The sequence below is a fragment of the Streptomyces sp. G-G2 genome (assembly GCF_030063135.1).
Taxonomy (GTDB): Bacteria; Actinomycetota; Actinomycetes; order Streptomycetales; family Streptomycetaceae; genus Streptomyces.
In genome coordinates this window covers 226977-242692 of the sequence record NZ_JASISO010000005.1, presented here as the reverse complement: position 1 = coordinate 242692, position 15716 = coordinate 226977, and the positions used below count along the sequence as shown (strand labels likewise).

At 74.5% G+C, this 15716-nt stretch carries 6 protein-coding genes and 1 pseudogene (1 of these 7 only partly in view); 3 read left to right on the top strand and 4 right to left on the bottom strand.

Going from position 1 to position 15716, the window contains the following annotated elements; translation table 11 throughout:
* Positions 1–103: pseudogene (locus QMF80_RS06545) on the top strand (IS982 family transposase); the annotation flags it as partial.
* A 10-nt stretch (positions 104–113) separates the two neighbouring features.
* On the opposite strand, the gene QMF80_RS06540 reads toward QMF80_RS06545, so the two are convergent.
* On the bottom strand, positions 114–815 hold the full coding sequence (locus QMF80_RS06540; RefSeq protein WP_283450377.1) for an HAD family hydrolase: 702 nt from the start codon (positions 813–815) through the stop codon (positions 114–116).
* Positions 816–1056: 241 nt separating this feature from the next.
* Between QMF80_RS06540 and katG the strand changes: the two genes are divergently transcribed.
* A complete protein-coding gene (gene katG, locus QMF80_RS06535) occupies positions 1057–3255 on the top strand; it encodes a catalase/peroxidase HPI (RefSeq protein ID WP_283450375.1) in 2199 nt (732 codons plus the stop codon).
* A gap of 99 nt (positions 3256–3354) precedes the next feature.
* Here the strand turns inward: katG and QMF80_RS06530 are convergent, their stop codons facing one another.
* Entirely contained in the window at positions 3355–3591 is a 237-nt protein-coding gene (locus tag QMF80_RS06530) for a hypothetical protein (RefSeq protein ID WP_283450374.1), read from the bottom strand.
* A 217-nt stretch (positions 3592–3808) separates the two neighbouring features.
* Between QMF80_RS06530 and QMF80_RS06525 the strand changes: the two genes are divergently transcribed.
* Positions 3809–5275, top strand: a complete 1467-nt coding sequence (locus tag QMF80_RS06525; protein WP_283450372.1) for an amidase — start codon at positions 3809–3811, stop codon at positions 5273–5275.
* 123 nt (positions 5276–5398) lie between these two features.
* On the opposite strand, the gene QMF80_RS06520 is transcribed toward QMF80_RS06525, so the two are convergent.
* Positions 5399–14665: a type I polyketide synthase gene (locus QMF80_RS06520; RefSeq protein WP_283450370.1), complete on the bottom strand. Its 9267-nt coding sequence runs from the start codon at positions 14663–14665 to the stop codon at positions 5399–5401.
* Positions 14662–15716, bottom strand: partial view of an SDR family NAD(P)-dependent oxidoreductase gene (locus QMF80_RS06515; RefSeq protein WP_283450368.1) — the final stretch only. Its footprint extends 5950 nt past the window's final position; the window shows 1055 of its 7005 coding nt (coding positions 5951–7005); the start codon falls outside the window, past its right edge — the gene reads right to left on this strand; its stop codon occupies positions 14662–14664. The genes QMF80_RS06520 and QMF80_RS06515 overlap by 4 nt, the downstream gene beginning before the upstream one ends.

Sequence of the window (15716 nt, the reverse complement as noted above, 5' to 3'; positions counted from 1 at the left end):
AGTCCGCGTCCTGCAACGCATCCTGGCCCTCACCGCCGCAATCTGGCACAACACCAAGGCCGGCGAACCAGTGCTCCGCTCACTGACCGCCTACGATCACTGACCCCTTGGAATCAATCATCTAGGCCGAGCAGGCCCAGGGCCGCTGCCAGTCCGCCCGGGCGCTGGTCGACCGGCAGGTGGTCGACGAAGTGCACCGGGCACCCCAGGACCCGCGCGCCGCCGTCCGCGATGCGGTCGTCGCCGACCATGAGCACATCGGCGGGTACCAGGCCGAGCCGGTCGCAGGCGGCCCTGAAGATCGCCGGGTCGGGCTTCTGCGTGCCCAGCTCGAAGGAGAGCAGGTAGGCGTCGACCACGTCGTCCAGTCCGTGCACGCGGAAGACCGGCCGAAGGTCCCATCCGATGTTGCTCACCACGGCCACCGGGATCCCTCGCCGACGCAGTTCACGCAGCGTCGGTTCGGTGTCCGGGTAGGGCCGCCAGGCAGCGGGCGCCATGTGACGGTCGTAGAGCGCCTGCGCCAACTCCGGCGCCGCGATCCCGGCCTCCCGGGCCAACCCCGTGTAGGCGGCGCGGTGTTGATCGGCACTCAGGTCCCGATCGCGCCAGAGTGGTTCGAGGTGCGTGGGTACGCGCAGGGGCGCCGGTCCGCCCGGCAGCGCTCCGTACTCCCTCAGCCGCTGCACCCGGTAGCCGAACTCCTCGTCGGCCAGAGTGAGGCCGGCCGCCGTCAGGGCCGCACCGAACCACTCCTCGGTCGACTCGATGCGCAGCAGAGTGCCGGAGAAATCGAACATCACCCCTTTGATCACGTCGTGATCGTACGGGTCAGCCACAGGCTGACTCACCAGCTGGACGTCACCGCGCGACTGAGGCCCGGGGCTCGCCCGCCCGCTCCCGGTGAGAGTCGCGGAACCTTGGGCTGAGCCCTGCGTGTTCTCTCGGCCGCACGGTCCTCGGTGCGCCACGATACGGACGCCGGTGCACGCTCGACCACCGGCGTCGTGCGCAGCGGCAAGCAGAGGGAACACCGAGACAGGAAGAAGGACGGACGTGTCCGGCAGCGAGAGCGAGAACCCAGTAATCCCCGCCCCGACCCCCGCTCCGGCTCGCCCCAGGGCGAACCAGGACTGGTGGCCGAACCAACTCGACCTCCAGGTCCTCCATCAGAACTCGCCGCGGTCCACTCCGATGGATGAGGACTTCGACTACGCGGCCGAGTTCTCGACCCTGGACGTCGACGCGCTGAAACAGGACGTCATCCGGGTGATGACGGAGTCGCAGGACTGGTGGCCCGCCGACTACGGCCACTACGGGCCCCTCTTCATCCGGATGAGCTGGCATTCCGCCGGTACGTACCGCATCGCCGACGGCCGGGGCGGCGGCGGAGCCGGCGCGCAGCGCTTCGCTCCCCTCAACAGCTGGCCGGACAACGCGAGTCTGGACAAGGCGCGCCGTCTGCTCTGGCCGGTCAAGCAGAAGTACGGCCGGAAGATCTCGTGGGCCGACCTGCTCGTGTTCGCCGGTAACTGCGCCATGGAGTCCATGGGGTTCAAGACCTTCGGGTTCGGCTTCGGCCGGGAGGACGTCTGGGAGCCCGAGGAGATCTTCTGGGGACCGGAGGACACCTGGCTCGGCGACGAGCGCTACAGCGGTGACCGCGACCTCTCCGGTCCGCTCGGTGCCGTGCAGATGGGGCTGATCTACGTCAATCCGGAGGGCCCCAACGGCAATCCGGATCCGCTGGCCGCCGCCAAGGACATTCGCGAGACGTTCGCGCGCATGGCGATGAACGACGAGGAGACCGCCGCGCTCATCATCGGCGGCCACACCTTCGGCAAGTGCCACGGTGCCGTCGATGCCGAGTACATCGGTCCGGAGCCCGAGGCGTGTCCGATCGAGCAGCAGGGCCTGGGCTGGCGGAACACGTGCGGGAGCGGCAAGGGCGTCGACGCTCTCACCAGCGGGCTCGAGGGCGCGTGGACCACCGAGCCGACCAAGTGGGACAACGGGTACCTGGACAACTTGTTCCGCTACGACTGGGAGCTCACGACCAGCCCGGCCGGTGCGAAGCAGTGGACTCCCACGGACGCCTCCGCCCGGGGCACGGTGCCCGACGCGCACGATCCGTCGAAGAGGCACGCGCCCATGATGCTCACGACGGACCTCGCGCTGAAGGTCGATCCGGTCTACGGGCCGATCGCGAGGAGCTTCCACGAGAACCCGGAGAAGCTCGCGGACGCGTTCGGCAAGGCCTGGTACAAGCTGTTGCACCGCGACATGGGGCCCCTCTCGCGCTACCTCGGCCCGTGGATCGCCGAGCCGCAGCTCTGGCAGGACCCCGTCCCCTCTCCCGTGACCGGTGACGGGCCGTTCGCGGACGCGGACGTCGCTGCCCTCAAGAGCAGGATCCTGGACTCGGGGCTGTCCGTCTCCCAACTGGTCACCACCGCATGGGCGTCGGCGGCGAGCTTCCGCGGCACCGACAAGCGTGGCGGGGCCAACGGAGCACGGATCCGGCTCGCGCCGCAGCGGGACTGGGAGTCCAACGCCCTGCCCGAGGTGACCGAGGCGCTGCGGACCCTCGAACGGATCCAGCAGGACTTCAACGGCGAACGGACCGGTGGAGGAGCGAAGGTCTCGCTCGCCGACCTGATCGTCCTGGGCGGCTGTGCGGCCGTCGAACAGGCCGCGAAGAAGGCCGGGCACGACATCACGGTCCCCTTCGCACCGGGACGTACGGACGCCTCGCAGGAGCAGACCGACGTGGAGTCGTTCGCCGTACTCGAACCCAGGGCGGACGGGTTCCGCAACTACCTGCACGCGGGAGAGAAGCTGTCGCCGGAGACGCTCCTCCTGGACCGCGCCAGCCTGCTGACGCTCACCGCGCCCGAGATGACGGTCCTGACCGGCGGGATGCGGGCCCTGAACACCGGTTTCCAGCGCTCCCCCCACGGCGTCTTCACCGACCGGCCGGAGACGTTGACCAACGACTTCTTCGTCAACCTGCTCGACATGGGGACGGAGTGGAGGGCGTCGGCGACGGCCGAGAACGTGTTCGAGGGACGGGACCGCGCGACGGGCGAGGTGAAGTGGACCGCCACCGCCGTCGACCTCGTCTTCGGTTCGCACGCCCAGCTCCGGGCCGTCACGGAGGTCTACGCGTCCGAGGACGGCGAAGCGAAGTTCGTACGCGATTTCGTGGCGGCCTGGGACAAGGTGATGAACCTCGACCGGTTCGACCTCGCCTGATCCCGTCGTCCCGGTCGGCCGTCCGTCGGCCGACCGGGTCGCGCTCCGCGCCGGTGGTGGCGGGCTGGTGGCCTCCTGGCCGTCGGCGCGTACTCCACGTCAGCGCGTACTCCAGTGGTACTTTCCGCCCCCGACCCAGCGGACCTCGCCCGGATCGTCCAGGTCCCGGATGGTGATGCCGACGGCCGCCGCGGTAAGGACCACATCCGTCATGGATCGGGCGGTGCTGGCGAACTCGCCGTCGACTTCCACGATGCGGAACGGTGGGTCTGCGGCGTGTACACCGAGAACGGTGATCCGTGCCGCGGAGACGTAGGGACTCACGCCTTCGGTCATGCGGGGCTCGCCTCCACCACTCGATCGGAACCACTCGTTCCGCTGTGCGCCTGCCCCCGAAGGGGCGGCTCATTCAGGGAGGCGGGCCGCGGCGTGCCGGGCCCGCGCGGACCGCGACCGCCTCGGTCCCGGCCGTCGTGCGGTGCTTGACGCACGGGCGGCGGGGCGCCAGCCTTGCCCGGAGTTACTCATAGGTAGGGCGGAAGGGGTGGGGACCATGGGCAGGGACCGCGTACCAAGCGGGGAACGGGGCGGGGAGCAGGACCGGGACGATGCGGAGTTGATGTTCCAGGGGGTCGAGCGGCAGGCGGAACTCGTCCGCACCGGCAAGATCACCTCCCGCGCCCTCGTCGAAGCCTCACTGCGCCGCATCGCGCGGATCGATCCCGTCCTCGGAGCCTTCCGCGTGGTCCTCGCCGAGCGGGCCCTCGCCGAGGCCGATGCCCGGGACGCGGTCACGGCGGACGGGACGGACGGCCTCGGCCCCCTGCACGGCGTACCCATCGCCGTCAAGGACGAACTGGATGTCGCCGGGCAGGTCACCACCTTCGGCGGCGCCGCCAACCGCACCCCTGTCGCCAGCGACGGTGAGGCCGTACGTCGCCTGCGCGCCGCCGGAGCCGTCGTGATCGGCAAGACGGCGATGCCCGAGTTCGGCCAGTGGCCCTTCACCGAATCCGCCGCCTACGGCCACACCCGCAACCCCTGGGACACCACCCGCACCCCCGGCGGCTCCAGCGGCGGCAGCGCCGCGGCCGTCGCGGCCGGACTGGTCGGAGCGGCGCTCGGCGGCGACGGCGGCGGGTCCATCCGCATCCCGGCCGCCTGCTGCGGGCTGTTCGGCCTCAAGCCCCAGCGCGGCCGGGTCTCCACCGCTCCGCACCCCCACCTCTGGTACGCCCTCGGCACCGTGGGCCCGCTGACCCGCACCGTGCGCGACTCCGCCGTGCTCTACGACGTCCTCGCCGGTGCCACCGCCGGCGACCGCTGGAGCGCCCGGCCCGCCACCACGGGCTGGGCGCAGGCCCTGCGGACCCCGCCCGGCCGACTGCGCATCGGCTACTCCGCCAAACCCGCCGTGCCCGGGGTGCGCCCGGATCCCGCACACGTCGGGGCCCTGCTGGAGACCGTACGGGCACTGCGCGAGCTGGGGCACGATGTCCGGGAGGTCCACCCCGACTATCCGGACGCGACGGCGGCGTTCGTCGCGCAGTTCTGCGGCGGGGTCCGGGCGGAAGCCGCCGCGGTCGAGCGGCCCGACCTGCTCGAGCGGCGCACCCGCCGTGTCCTCGCGCTCGCCCGGCTGATCCCCGAAGCCGCCGTGGAGCGCGGCATCCGGGCGGGCGAGCGGCTGTCGGCGCGCGCCGACCGGATGTTCACCACCATGGACCTTCTTCTGACCCCGACCATCGCCGCGCGCCCGCGCCCGGCGGGCGCGCTGGACGGTGCGGGTCTGCTGACGGCGCTGGCGCGCTCGCGCCCGATGATCGCCTACACCGCGCTGTGGAACGTCACCGGTAACCCGGCCGCCTCCCTCCCCGCGGGTCACGGCGCGGACGGGCTGCCGCTCGCCGTGCAACTGGTGGGACGCCGCGACGACGAGGTGAGCGTGCTGCGGGTCGCGGCCCAGCTGGAAGTGGCCCGGCCGTGGGCGGACCGGCGTCCGGAGCCGTCCGCCGTGTGATCGCTGGGTGATCACATGGCGATCACTGCTGCCTGGTCGTCCCGAGAAGGGCGCCGTACGGAGGATCCGTAGGGCGCCCCGCCGACCCCGGACGTCATCCGGGGCGGCCCTTCGGTCGGCGGCTCAGGCCGGGTCCGCGCTCAGGTGCTCGACCAGGAGGTCGGCCAGCACCTGCGGCGTCGGGCACTCGTACAGCAGGTCCGCGGGCCACTCCAGACCGGTGTACCGGGTCAGGTGGTCACGCAGTTCGAGGGCGGTGACCGAGGTCAGGCCCATGTCGAAGAACTCGCCCTCGGCGTCGATCTCGGCCGCGGACTCGTAGCCGAGCACGGCGGCCACGAGGCCCCGCACACCGCCGAGCACGGCCTCCGCCCAGTCCGCCCGGGGGATTCCCGCGAGGGTCGCCCGGAGTTCCGAACCCTGGGGCCGCGGCCCGCCGGGCTCGGATGCGGCCTCGGGCTCGGGCTCGGGCTCGGATGCGGGCTCGGGCTCGGATGCGGGCTCCGGCTCGGACTTCGGCTCCAGCTCCCGCTCCCGCGAGAGGGCCAGGGCCGTTTCCGGGTGCTCGTCGGGCTCCGGCTCCACGACCGGGGCGGTCCGCGTCGCGGATCCGGGGCCCAGGAGGCGTACGGCCGTCTCCTCGGTGGACATGGCCCGCCACAGCCCGGACACCGCCGCCCCGGGATCGAGGTCGGGGTGGACCACCACGGTGCGCGGGGCGCCCGGTTGCCGCAGGGCGGTGGCCGCGTCCTCCCCCACGCACACCACGCTCACCAGCGGCGCCGACACGTCCTCGAACCCGCTGCCGGCCCGGACGATCGCCGCCGTGAGCCGTACGGTCCCCTCCGCGTCCCCGAACTCCGCGGCCCCGGACGGGCGGTCAGCGCCTCCGGCCACGAGGCAGCGCGCCCCCGACCTGAGCACGGCGTCGACGGTGGCCGCGGTGAGCGCGTCCGCCGGACCGGCCACCAGGACGTTCCCGTCGGGACGCCACACACCGGTCCGGCCCAGCGGCTCGTAGGTGCGCACGTACATCCCGTCCGTCTCGATCCGCGTCTCCCGGTACCCCTCGGCGATCGCCGCGCACAGGCGCCCGCGCGCGGGCGCGTCGAGTTCCTTCGGGAGGGTCACGGCGTGGTCGCAAGCGGGCACCGCGCCGCCCCCGTCGACGAGGGCCCATCGGGGCACCCCCGCCTCGGCCACCGGTTCGGTGCCCGGCAGGGCCACCACCAGGTCCGGGCGCCGGTCGCCGCCCGAGCGGACCCGGGCGCCGTGCCGGACCAGGGCGCCCGCCACCGCGTCGGCCAGGTTCTCGTCGCCCGTGGAGGGGGCGAGCAGCAGGACGTCATGGGCCAGCGCGGGGGCGGGGCCGTCCAGCACCCTCGTCCACCGCGCCGCCTCCAGGACCGGCGCCGCCGCTCCTGAGCGCAACCGGCCGAGGGCGTCGAGCACCTGGGCCGGTGTCTCGTCACCCCGCAGGTCCAGCAGGTCGAGGGCCGCGCCGAGGTCGTCGTTCTCGACGGCCGACCAGAACGGATCGAGCGCGGGTGCCCGCTCCCCCGCATCCGCCGCGGACACGGCTACGGGTACCGGCGCGGCCTGCGCCACAGCGGTCGGCTCGGGCCAGTAACGACGGCCCTGGAAGGCGTACTTCGGCAGTCGCGCCGGGGTCCTCGGCCGCCCGGCGTGGACGGCGGACCAGTCGACCTCCACTCCGTGGACGTGCAGGACTCCCAGGGCCTCGAGCGTGGTGCGCACGTCGTCGCGGTCGCGCCGCAGGAGCGAGGCGGGGCGCACCGGGTGGCCCGGCAGGCACGCTTCGACGGCCGGTGCGAGGACGGTGTCGGGCCCCAGTTCCAGGAAGGCCGTGGCCCCGTGGCCGTGGGCCTGCCGGACGGCGTCGAAGAAGCGGACGGGCCCGCGCAGTTGCTCCACCCAGTAGTCGGGGGTGTCCATGGCGTGGCCGGTGCGGACGGTGGACAGGACCGGGATCCCGGGCCGTCCGAAGCGGACCTCGGCGGCGGCGGACCGGAAGTCGGTGAGCGCCGGGTCCACGCGGGGCGAGTGGAACGCGACGTCCACGCGCAGTCGGCTCGTGCGGTGCCCGCGCTCGGAGAGTTCCCGGGCCGCGGCGAGGACCGCTTCCTCGTCCCCGGACAGGACGACCGACCGCGGTCCGTTGACGGCGGCGATGCCCACGCGGTCGGCGCGGCCTTCCACGACGGCGAGTACGTCCTCCTCCGCCGCCCGTACGGCGACCATGGCGCCGCCGGGCGGCAGTTCACCGAGGACCCGGCCGCGGGCGGCGACGAGGGCCGCGGCGTCGGCGAGGGGCAGCAGGCCGGAGACGCAGGCCGCCGAGAGCTCGCCGATGGAGTGCCCGATCAGGAAGTCGGGAGTGATGCCCCAGCTCGACAGCAGCCGGAACTGGGCCACTTGGAGGGCGAAGAGGGCCGGTTGGGTGTAGGCGGTACGGTCCAGCAGGTCCTCCCGCTCGAAGACCGCCTCGCGCAGCGGGGTGTCGAGCCGGAACTGCGCGGACACCTCGTCGAAGGCCTGCGCGTACACGGGGAAGGTCTCGTAGAGGCCCCTTCCCATCGCGGGGAGCTGGCTGCCCTGCCCGGTGAACAGCAGGGTGAGCCGCTGCCCGGCCGCCCGCGCCCGGCGCAGGCCGTCGGCCGTGGCGTCGCGGGCCAGGGCCGTGAGGGCGGCGCGCCGCTGCTGTGCGTCGGCGCCGGTCACCACCGCCCGGTGGCGGTGGGCGGCCCGGGTGGTGGACAGGGCCCGCGCGACGGCGGGGAGATCGGAGGTGTCCGACTCCAGCAGTCGCCGGGCCTGGCCGCTCAGGGCCTGCTCGGAGCGCGCCGACAGCAGCCACGGCATGCCGTCCAGGGCGGGCAGCGGCGCCGGGGTGTCCTCGGGGCTCGGCGCCTGTTCGATCAGCACGTGCACGTTGGTGCCGCTGATGCCGAAGGAGGAGACGCCCATGCGGCGCGGCCCGGACTGCTCGGGCCAGGGCTGCGCCCGGTCCAGCAGGGTGATGTCTCCGGCGGTCCAGTCGACGTGCGGGGAGGGCTCGTCGATGTGCAGGCTGCGGGGCAGCAGGCCGTTGCGGATGGACAGGACCGCCTTGATCACTCCCGCGATGCCCGCGGCGGCCTGGACGTGGCCCACGTTGGACTTGAGCGAGCCGAGCCTCAGCGGGGTCGGCCGGTCCTGGCCGTAGACCGCGAGGAGGGCCTGCGCCTCGATGGGGTCGCCGAGCGCCGTGCCGGTGCCGTGCGCCTCGACGGCGGCGACGTCGGCGGGGAGCAGGCCCGCCGCGGCGAGGGCCGCGCGCATCACCTTCTCTTGGGCGGCGCCGTTGGGGGCGGTGAGGCCGTTGCTGGCGCCGTCGGAGTTGACGGCGCTGCCGCGCAGTACGGCGAGCACCTCGTGGCCCTGGGCGAGGGCCCGTGAGAGGCGTTCGACGAGCACCACTCCGGCGCCCTCTCCCAGCGCGGTGCCATCGGCCGCGGCGGCGAAGGGCTTGCACCGTCCGTCGGCGGCCAGTCCGCGCTGGCGGCTGAACTCCACGAAGGGCACCGGTGTGGACAGCACGGTCACTCCACCGGCGAACGCGAGGTCGCACTCCCCCGCCCGTACCGCCTGGGCGGCGAGGTGCAGGGCGGTCAGCGAGGAGGAGCAGGCCGTGTCGACGGTGACGGTCGGGCCTTCCAGCCCGTAGGTGTACGCGATCCGTCCGGACAGGACGCCGCCGCCGACGCCCGGGGCGAGGAAGCCCTCGGCGGCGGCGTTCTCCAGGAGGCGGCCGTAGTCCTGGTACATGGCGCCCACGAACACGCCGGTCCGGGTGCCGCGCAGCGAGGACGGGTCGATGCCCGCGTCCTCGCACGCCTCCCAGACGGTTTCCAGCAGGATCCGCTGCTGCGGGTCCATCGCGACGGCCTCGCGCGGCGCGACTCCGAAGAAGGCGGAGTCGAAGGCGGTCGCGTCGGCCAGGAAGCCGCCGTGCCGGGTGTAGGTGGTGCCGGGGGCCGCCGGGTCGGGGTCGTAGAGGAGGTCCAGGGGCCAGCCGCGGTCGTCGGGGAACGGGCCGATGCCGTCGCGTTCGGAGACGAGCATCTCCCAGAGGTCCTCGGGTGTGCGGACTCCGCCGGGGAGCCGGCATCCGAGGCCGACGAGGACGACGGGGTCGTCCGCGTCGGCGGCCTGGGCGCGGACCGCCGGAGCGGCCGCCGGGGCCGTGCCCGCGAGGAGTTCGTCCAGGTGGCGGGCGACCGCCGTGGGATTGGGGTGGCTGAACACCAGGGTGGCGGGCAGGCGCAGGCCCGTGGCTCCGGCGAGCCGGTTGCGCAGTTCGACGGCGGCGAGCGAGCCGAAGCCCGCGTCCTTGAAGGCCCGTCCGGGGTCGACCGCCTCCGGCGAGGCGTGTCCGAGGACGGCGGCGCTGTGCCCGACGACCAGTTCGAGCAGGGTGCGATGGCGCTCGGGCCCGGTCTTCCCGGCGAGCCGGGCGGCCAGTTCCGAGACGACGGCGCCGCCTCCGGGGGCGGCGGTCCGGCGCGCCTGCCTCCCGTACAGGTCGCGCAGCGGCGCGGGGATGTCCTCTCCCTGTGCGCGCAGGGCGACGGGGTCGAGCCGCATCGGGGCGATCACCGGCTCGTCCGAGGCCAAGGCCGCGTCCAGGGCGGCGAGGGCGTCCGCGGTCGGGAGCGGTTGGAAGCCGGAGCGGCCCAGGCGGGCCCGGTCGACGCCGTCCGTCATACCGCTGGCCGCGTCCCACAGGCCCCAGGCCAGGGAGATGCCGGGCAGGCCCGCGGCGTGGCGCCGACGGGCCAGGGCGTCGAGGCCGGAGTTGGCGGCGGCGTAGTTGGCCTGGCCCAGGCCGCCGAGGATGCCCACGGCCGAGGAGAACAGCACCAGGCGTGCCTGGGGCAGCAGTTCGTGGAGGTGGAGCGCCGCGTCGAGCTTCGCCCCGAGTACGCGGGTGAGGCGTTCGGGGGTCAGTCCGGTCACCAGGCCGTCGTCGAGGACGCCCGCGGCGTGGACGACGGTGGCGAAGGGGGTCGCGGCGACCAGTGCCGCGAGGGCGGCGCGGTCGGTGACGTCGCAGGCGACGGCCTCGACCTGGGCGCCCGCTCCGGTCAGTTCCTCCAGGAGGGCGGCCATGCCGGGTGCCTCGGAGCCTCGCCTGCCCGCCATGACCAGGTCGCGGACCCCGTGCGTGTGGACGAGGTGGCGGGCGACGAGTTGCCCCAGGGTGCCGGAGGCCCCGGTCACCAGGGTCCTGCCGAACGCGGCGGGGGTCCCGGCCGGAGCGGGGACGGCACGGACCAGCCGGGGTACGGTCGCGGTCCCGGACGTCAGGGTGAGCTGGGGCTCGTCGGTGGCGAGGGCGGCGGGGATCGCGGCGAGGGTGGCCTCGTCGAGGTCGGCCAGGTCCAGCAGCCTGAAGCCGTCGGGGTGTTCGAGCTGGGCGGAGCGTACGAGGCCCGCGACGGCGGCCTCCGCCACATCGTGGTGGACCCGGCGGGTGACGAGGACGAGCGTGGAGTCCGTGCGGCTCTCGTCCGCCAGCCAGTCGTGGACGAGGGCGAGCGCGCCGCGCACGGCCTCCTCGGGATCGCCGGCCGGGGCGGGCACCAGGACGTGGCGCGCGGGGTCCTCGGTGGGCTGGATGCCCAGCTGGCGGGCGAGTTCCGGGTCGCGTACGGCGTAGCCCTCGTGGTCGCCGCCGGGCAGGGCCCGGGCCACCGGGTCGGGGCGCAGCAGGTCGCCCCGGTCCGGGCGGCCGAGGGTGCCTGCCGGGAGCTCGCGGAGCACGAGGGTGTCGACCGAGGCGACGGGTGCCCCGGTGGTGTCGGTGAGGGTGAGGCGGACGGTGTCGGGGCCCGCGGCGGACAGGGTCGCGCGGACGGTGTCGGCGCCCGAGGCGTGGAAGCGCAGTCCCTGCCATTCGAAGGGCAGCGCGGGGCGGCGGCCGTCTCCGGTGGTGAGGAACCCTCCGAGGGCGACGGGGTGCAGGCACGCGTCGAGCAGGGCGGGGTGGAGGGTGAAGGCGCCGGCCTGGTCGGCGTCGGGCAGCGCGACCTCGGCGTGGACGTCTCCGTCGCGTCCCCGCCACAGCGCCCGCACGCCGCGGAAGGCCGGGCCGTAGGTCAGGCCCGCGTCCTCCAGGGTGGCGTAGAGGGCTTCGACGTCCTGGGGTTCGGCGCCGGACGGCGGCCACGCGGTGGTGACGGGCGCCGGTACGGCGGCGTCGGGCAGGAGGACGCCGGTGGCGTGCGTGGTCCAGAGGCCCGCCCCGGTGAGGGTGTGCAAGGTCAGTCCGCGCGAGCCGTCCTCGGCCGGGGCCGTGACGTCCACGCGCAGCCGGATGTCGCCCTCGTCGGGGAGGAGGACCGGTGTGAGCAGGGTGAGCTGGTCGACGGCCGCGCATCCGGCCTCGTCGGCCGCGCGGGAGGCGAGTTCCGCGAGGGCCGCGCCCGGCAGGACCACCTGTCCTTCGACCGTGTGGTCGGCGAGCCAGGGCTGGTCGGCGAGGCCGAGCCGCCCGGTCAGCACCAGGCCTTCGGCGGCGGGCAGGGACGCGCGCAGGACGGGGTGGTCGACGTCGTCGAGGCCCAGGGAGCCCGCGCCGCCGCCGGCGCCGGGGCGCAGCCAGTACGGCTCGGTGAGGAAGGTGGTGGTGGGCAGGTCGGTCCGGCGGGCTTCGGGCCAGAGTGCGGCCCAGTCGGGGCGCACGCCCTTCACGTACAGCTGGGCCGTGGCGTGGAGGAGCTGCTCGGGGCCGCCTTCGTCGCGGCGCAGGGTGTGGGCGACGGTGGTGTCGGTGCCGAGCGCGTCGACGGTCTCCTGGGCTCCGGGCGTGACCACCGGGTGGGGGCTGACTTCCAGCAGGGTGGTGCAGTCGCGCCGGACGAGGGCGGTGACGGCCTCGTCGAAGCGGACGGTCTCGCGCAGGTTCCGGTACCAGTAGTCGGCGTCGAAGGCGTCGGCGGCCTCGATCCAGCGGCCTTCCACGGAGGAGAAGAAGGGGATCTCGGGAGCGCGCGGGCTGATGGGGGCGAGGGCCTCCAGGACCTGTGCGCGGACGCTTTCCACGTGCGCGCTGTGGGAGGCGTAGTCGACGTCGATGCGCCGGGCCCGTACGTCCTCCTCCTCGCAGGCGGCGAGGAGTTCGTCGAGGGCGCCGGTGTCCCCGGAGACGACCACGGAGGCCGCGCCGTTGACGGCGGCCAGCGACAGGCGGCCGTCCCAGCGGCGGAGCCGGTCGCGGGCCTCGTCGGCGGGCAGTGCGAGGGACATCATGCCGCCGCGGCCCGACAGGGTGGTGAGGGCCCGGCTGCGCAGGGCGACGACCCGGGCGGCGTCCTGGAGGGTGAGGGCGCCTGCCACGCAGGCTGCCGCGATTTCGCCCTGGCTGTGTCCGGCGACGGCGGCCGGGCGGACGCCGAGGGAGCGCCACACCTCGGCGAGGCTGACCATGACGGCGAACAGGGCTGGCTGGACGACGTCGACCCGGTCCAGGTCCTGTTCCCCGCGCAGGACGGCCGTCAGCTCGAAGTCCACGTAGGGGGACAGGGCGCTCTCGCACTGCGCTATCCGGTCCCTGAACACCGTGTTGGTGTCCAGCAGGCGCACGGCCATGTCCCGCCACTGCGAACCCTGGCCGGGGAAGAGGAAGGCCACGCCGCCGCTGCGGCCGGTGGTTCCTTCGACGACGGTGGGCGAGGGCCGTCCGGCGGCCAGGTCGTCGAGTGCGCCGAGGAGTTCGGCCCGGTCGCCGCCGAGGACAACGGCGCGGTGCTCGTGGGAGGCGCGGGTGGTGGCCAGGGAGAGGGCCACGTCCTCGGGGCGGGGCTGGTGCGGGTGCCCGGTCAGGAAGGCGGAGAGGGTGGCGGCCTGGGCGCGCAGTGCGGCGTCGGAGCGGGCGGACAGGGTCCAGGCCAGGGGGCCGGTCCCGGGGGGCGGGGTCGCGGAACTCCCGGCGCCCGCCGCTTCCGTCGGCCGGCCGTCCCGCCCCTCGGCGGTCCGGTCGTCCACCGGTACGGGCGGCTCCTCCAGGATGACGTGGGCGTTGGTGCCGCTGACCCCGAAGGAGGACACGGCCGCCCGCCGGGGCTCCTTCCCGGCGGGCCACGGGGCGTCCTCGGCGAGGAGTTCCACATCGCCCGACGACCAGTCCACGTACGGGGTCGGTGCGTCGAGGTGCAGGGTCCGGGGCAGCACTCCGTGCCGCATGGCCATGACCATCTTGACGATCCCGGCGACGCCCGCCGCGGCCTGGGTGTGTCCCAGGTTGGACTTGACCGACCCCAGGCGCAGCGGCCGGGTGCGCTGCCTGCCGTAGGCGGCGAGCAGCGCCTGGGCCTCCACCGGGTCCCCGAGCGGGGTGCCGGTGCCGTGTGCCTCGACCACGTCGACCTGCTGGGGAGTCAGGCCCGCGTCGACGAGGGCCTCGCGGATGACGCGCTGCTGGGCGGGGCCGTTGGGTGCGGTGAGGCCGTTGCTGGCGCCGTCGGAGTTGACGGCGGTACCCCGGACCACGGCGAGCACGCGGCGGCCGGCGGCCAGGGCCGTGGCGAGGCGTTCGACGACGACGACCCCGGCGCCCTCGGACCAGGCGGTGCCGTCCGCCCCGGCGGCGAAGGGCTTGCATCGGCCGTCGGGGGCCAGGCCGCGCTGGCGGCTGAACTCCACGAAGGCGGCGGGGGTGGCCATCACCGTGGCCCCTCCGACGAGGGCCATGTCGCACTCGCCCCGGCGCAGGGACCGGACCGCCAGGTGGAGGGCGACGAGCGACGAGGAGCAGGCGGTGTCCACCGTGATGGCCGGGCCGCGCAGGCCCAACTGGTAGGCGACACGGCCGGAGACGACGCTGCCGCCGCCCTGGGCGCCCGGGTAGTCGTGGTGCATGACGCCGGTGAACACGCCGGTGCGGCTCTCGCGCAGCGAGGTCGGGTCCAGGCCCGCGCGCTCGACGGCCTCCCAGGAGGTCTGGAGGATCAGCCTCTGCTGGGGGTCGGTGTGGAGCGCCTCCTTGGGCGAGATCCCGAAGAATCCCGCGTCGAACCCTGCGGCGCCGTGCAGGAATCCGCCCTCGCGGACGGTGGTCGTGCCCGGGTGGTCGGGGTCCGGGTGGTGGAGCGCGCCCAGGTCCCAGCCCCGGTTGCCGGGGAAGGGGGTGATCCCGTCCCGGCCCTCGGCGACGAGTGACCACAGGTCGTCCGGTGACTCGACGCCGCCGGGGTAGTGGCAGGCCATGCCGACGATGGCGACCGGTCCGGCGGATCGCTCCTCCACGTCGCGCAGCCGCTGCCGCGTCGACTGCAGTTCCGCGGTCACCCGGCGAAGGTAGTCGCGGAGCTTGTCCTCGTTGGTCATCGGGAGCGTTCCTCCAGTCCCGGCAGCGGGCTGCCGAGCTCGGCGTCGATCAGGGCGAAGACCTCGTCATCGGTCGCCTGGGCGAAACCGATGACGGGTTCTGTCGCGGTGTGGGGTGTCAGGTGGTCGAGCAGGCCCCGGACGCGTTCCGCGGTGCGGTCGCGGGACACCTCGTCCGTCGCCGCCGCCGTGAGGGCGGCGGCGAGGCGGTCGAAGGCCGCGAACAGGGTCGGCAGGTCGGTCGCCTCGGACGCGCCGGCGAACCGCTCGTCGAGGTGGGCGACCAGGTCGGCCGGGGTGGGATGGTCGAAGACGAGCGTGGCCTCCAGGGACAGGCCGACGGCCGCGCCCAGCCGGTTGCGGAACTCGATGGAGCTCAGCGAGTCGAAGCCGAGTTCCTGGAAGGACCGGTCGGATTCGATCATGGCGGCGTCCGCGTAGCCGAGGACGGCCGCGGCCTGGCCCCGGACCAGCGCCGAGAGCCTGGCCCGCCGTTCGTCGGGGCCGAGGTGCGCCAGCCCCGGGTCGGCGGCGGGGGCCGCCTCCGGCGCCCGCAGCAGGCTGCGCAGCACGTGCGGTACGGCCGTGGCCGGGCCGCGTACGAGCCGCAGGGCGGTGACCGCCGGGTGCGGTCCGGCGAGGGCGGCGTCGAGCAGGCCGAGGGCGACCTCGGTGGGAAGCGGCTCGATGCCGCCGCGGGCCAGCCGGTCCCGGTCGGCGGCCATGCCCGCGTCGAGCGCCCACGGCCCCCAGGCCACGGACACGGCCCGTCGGCCGGATGCGGCGCGCTGCCGGGCCAGGGCGTCGAGGAAGGCGTTGGCGGCGGCGTAGTTGCCCTGGCCGGGCCCGCCCAGTACGCCCGCGACGGAGGAGAACAGCACCAGCTCGGCGTCGGGCAGCAGTGCGTCGAGGTGGGCGGCGCCCGCGGTCTTGGGCCGCAGTACCCGCTCCAGGCGCTCCGCGTCGAGGGCGGTGACGACCCCGTCGTCGAGGACGCCCGCGGCGTGCACCGCCATGGTCACCCGCCTGCCGGCGAGCAGGGTTTCCAGGG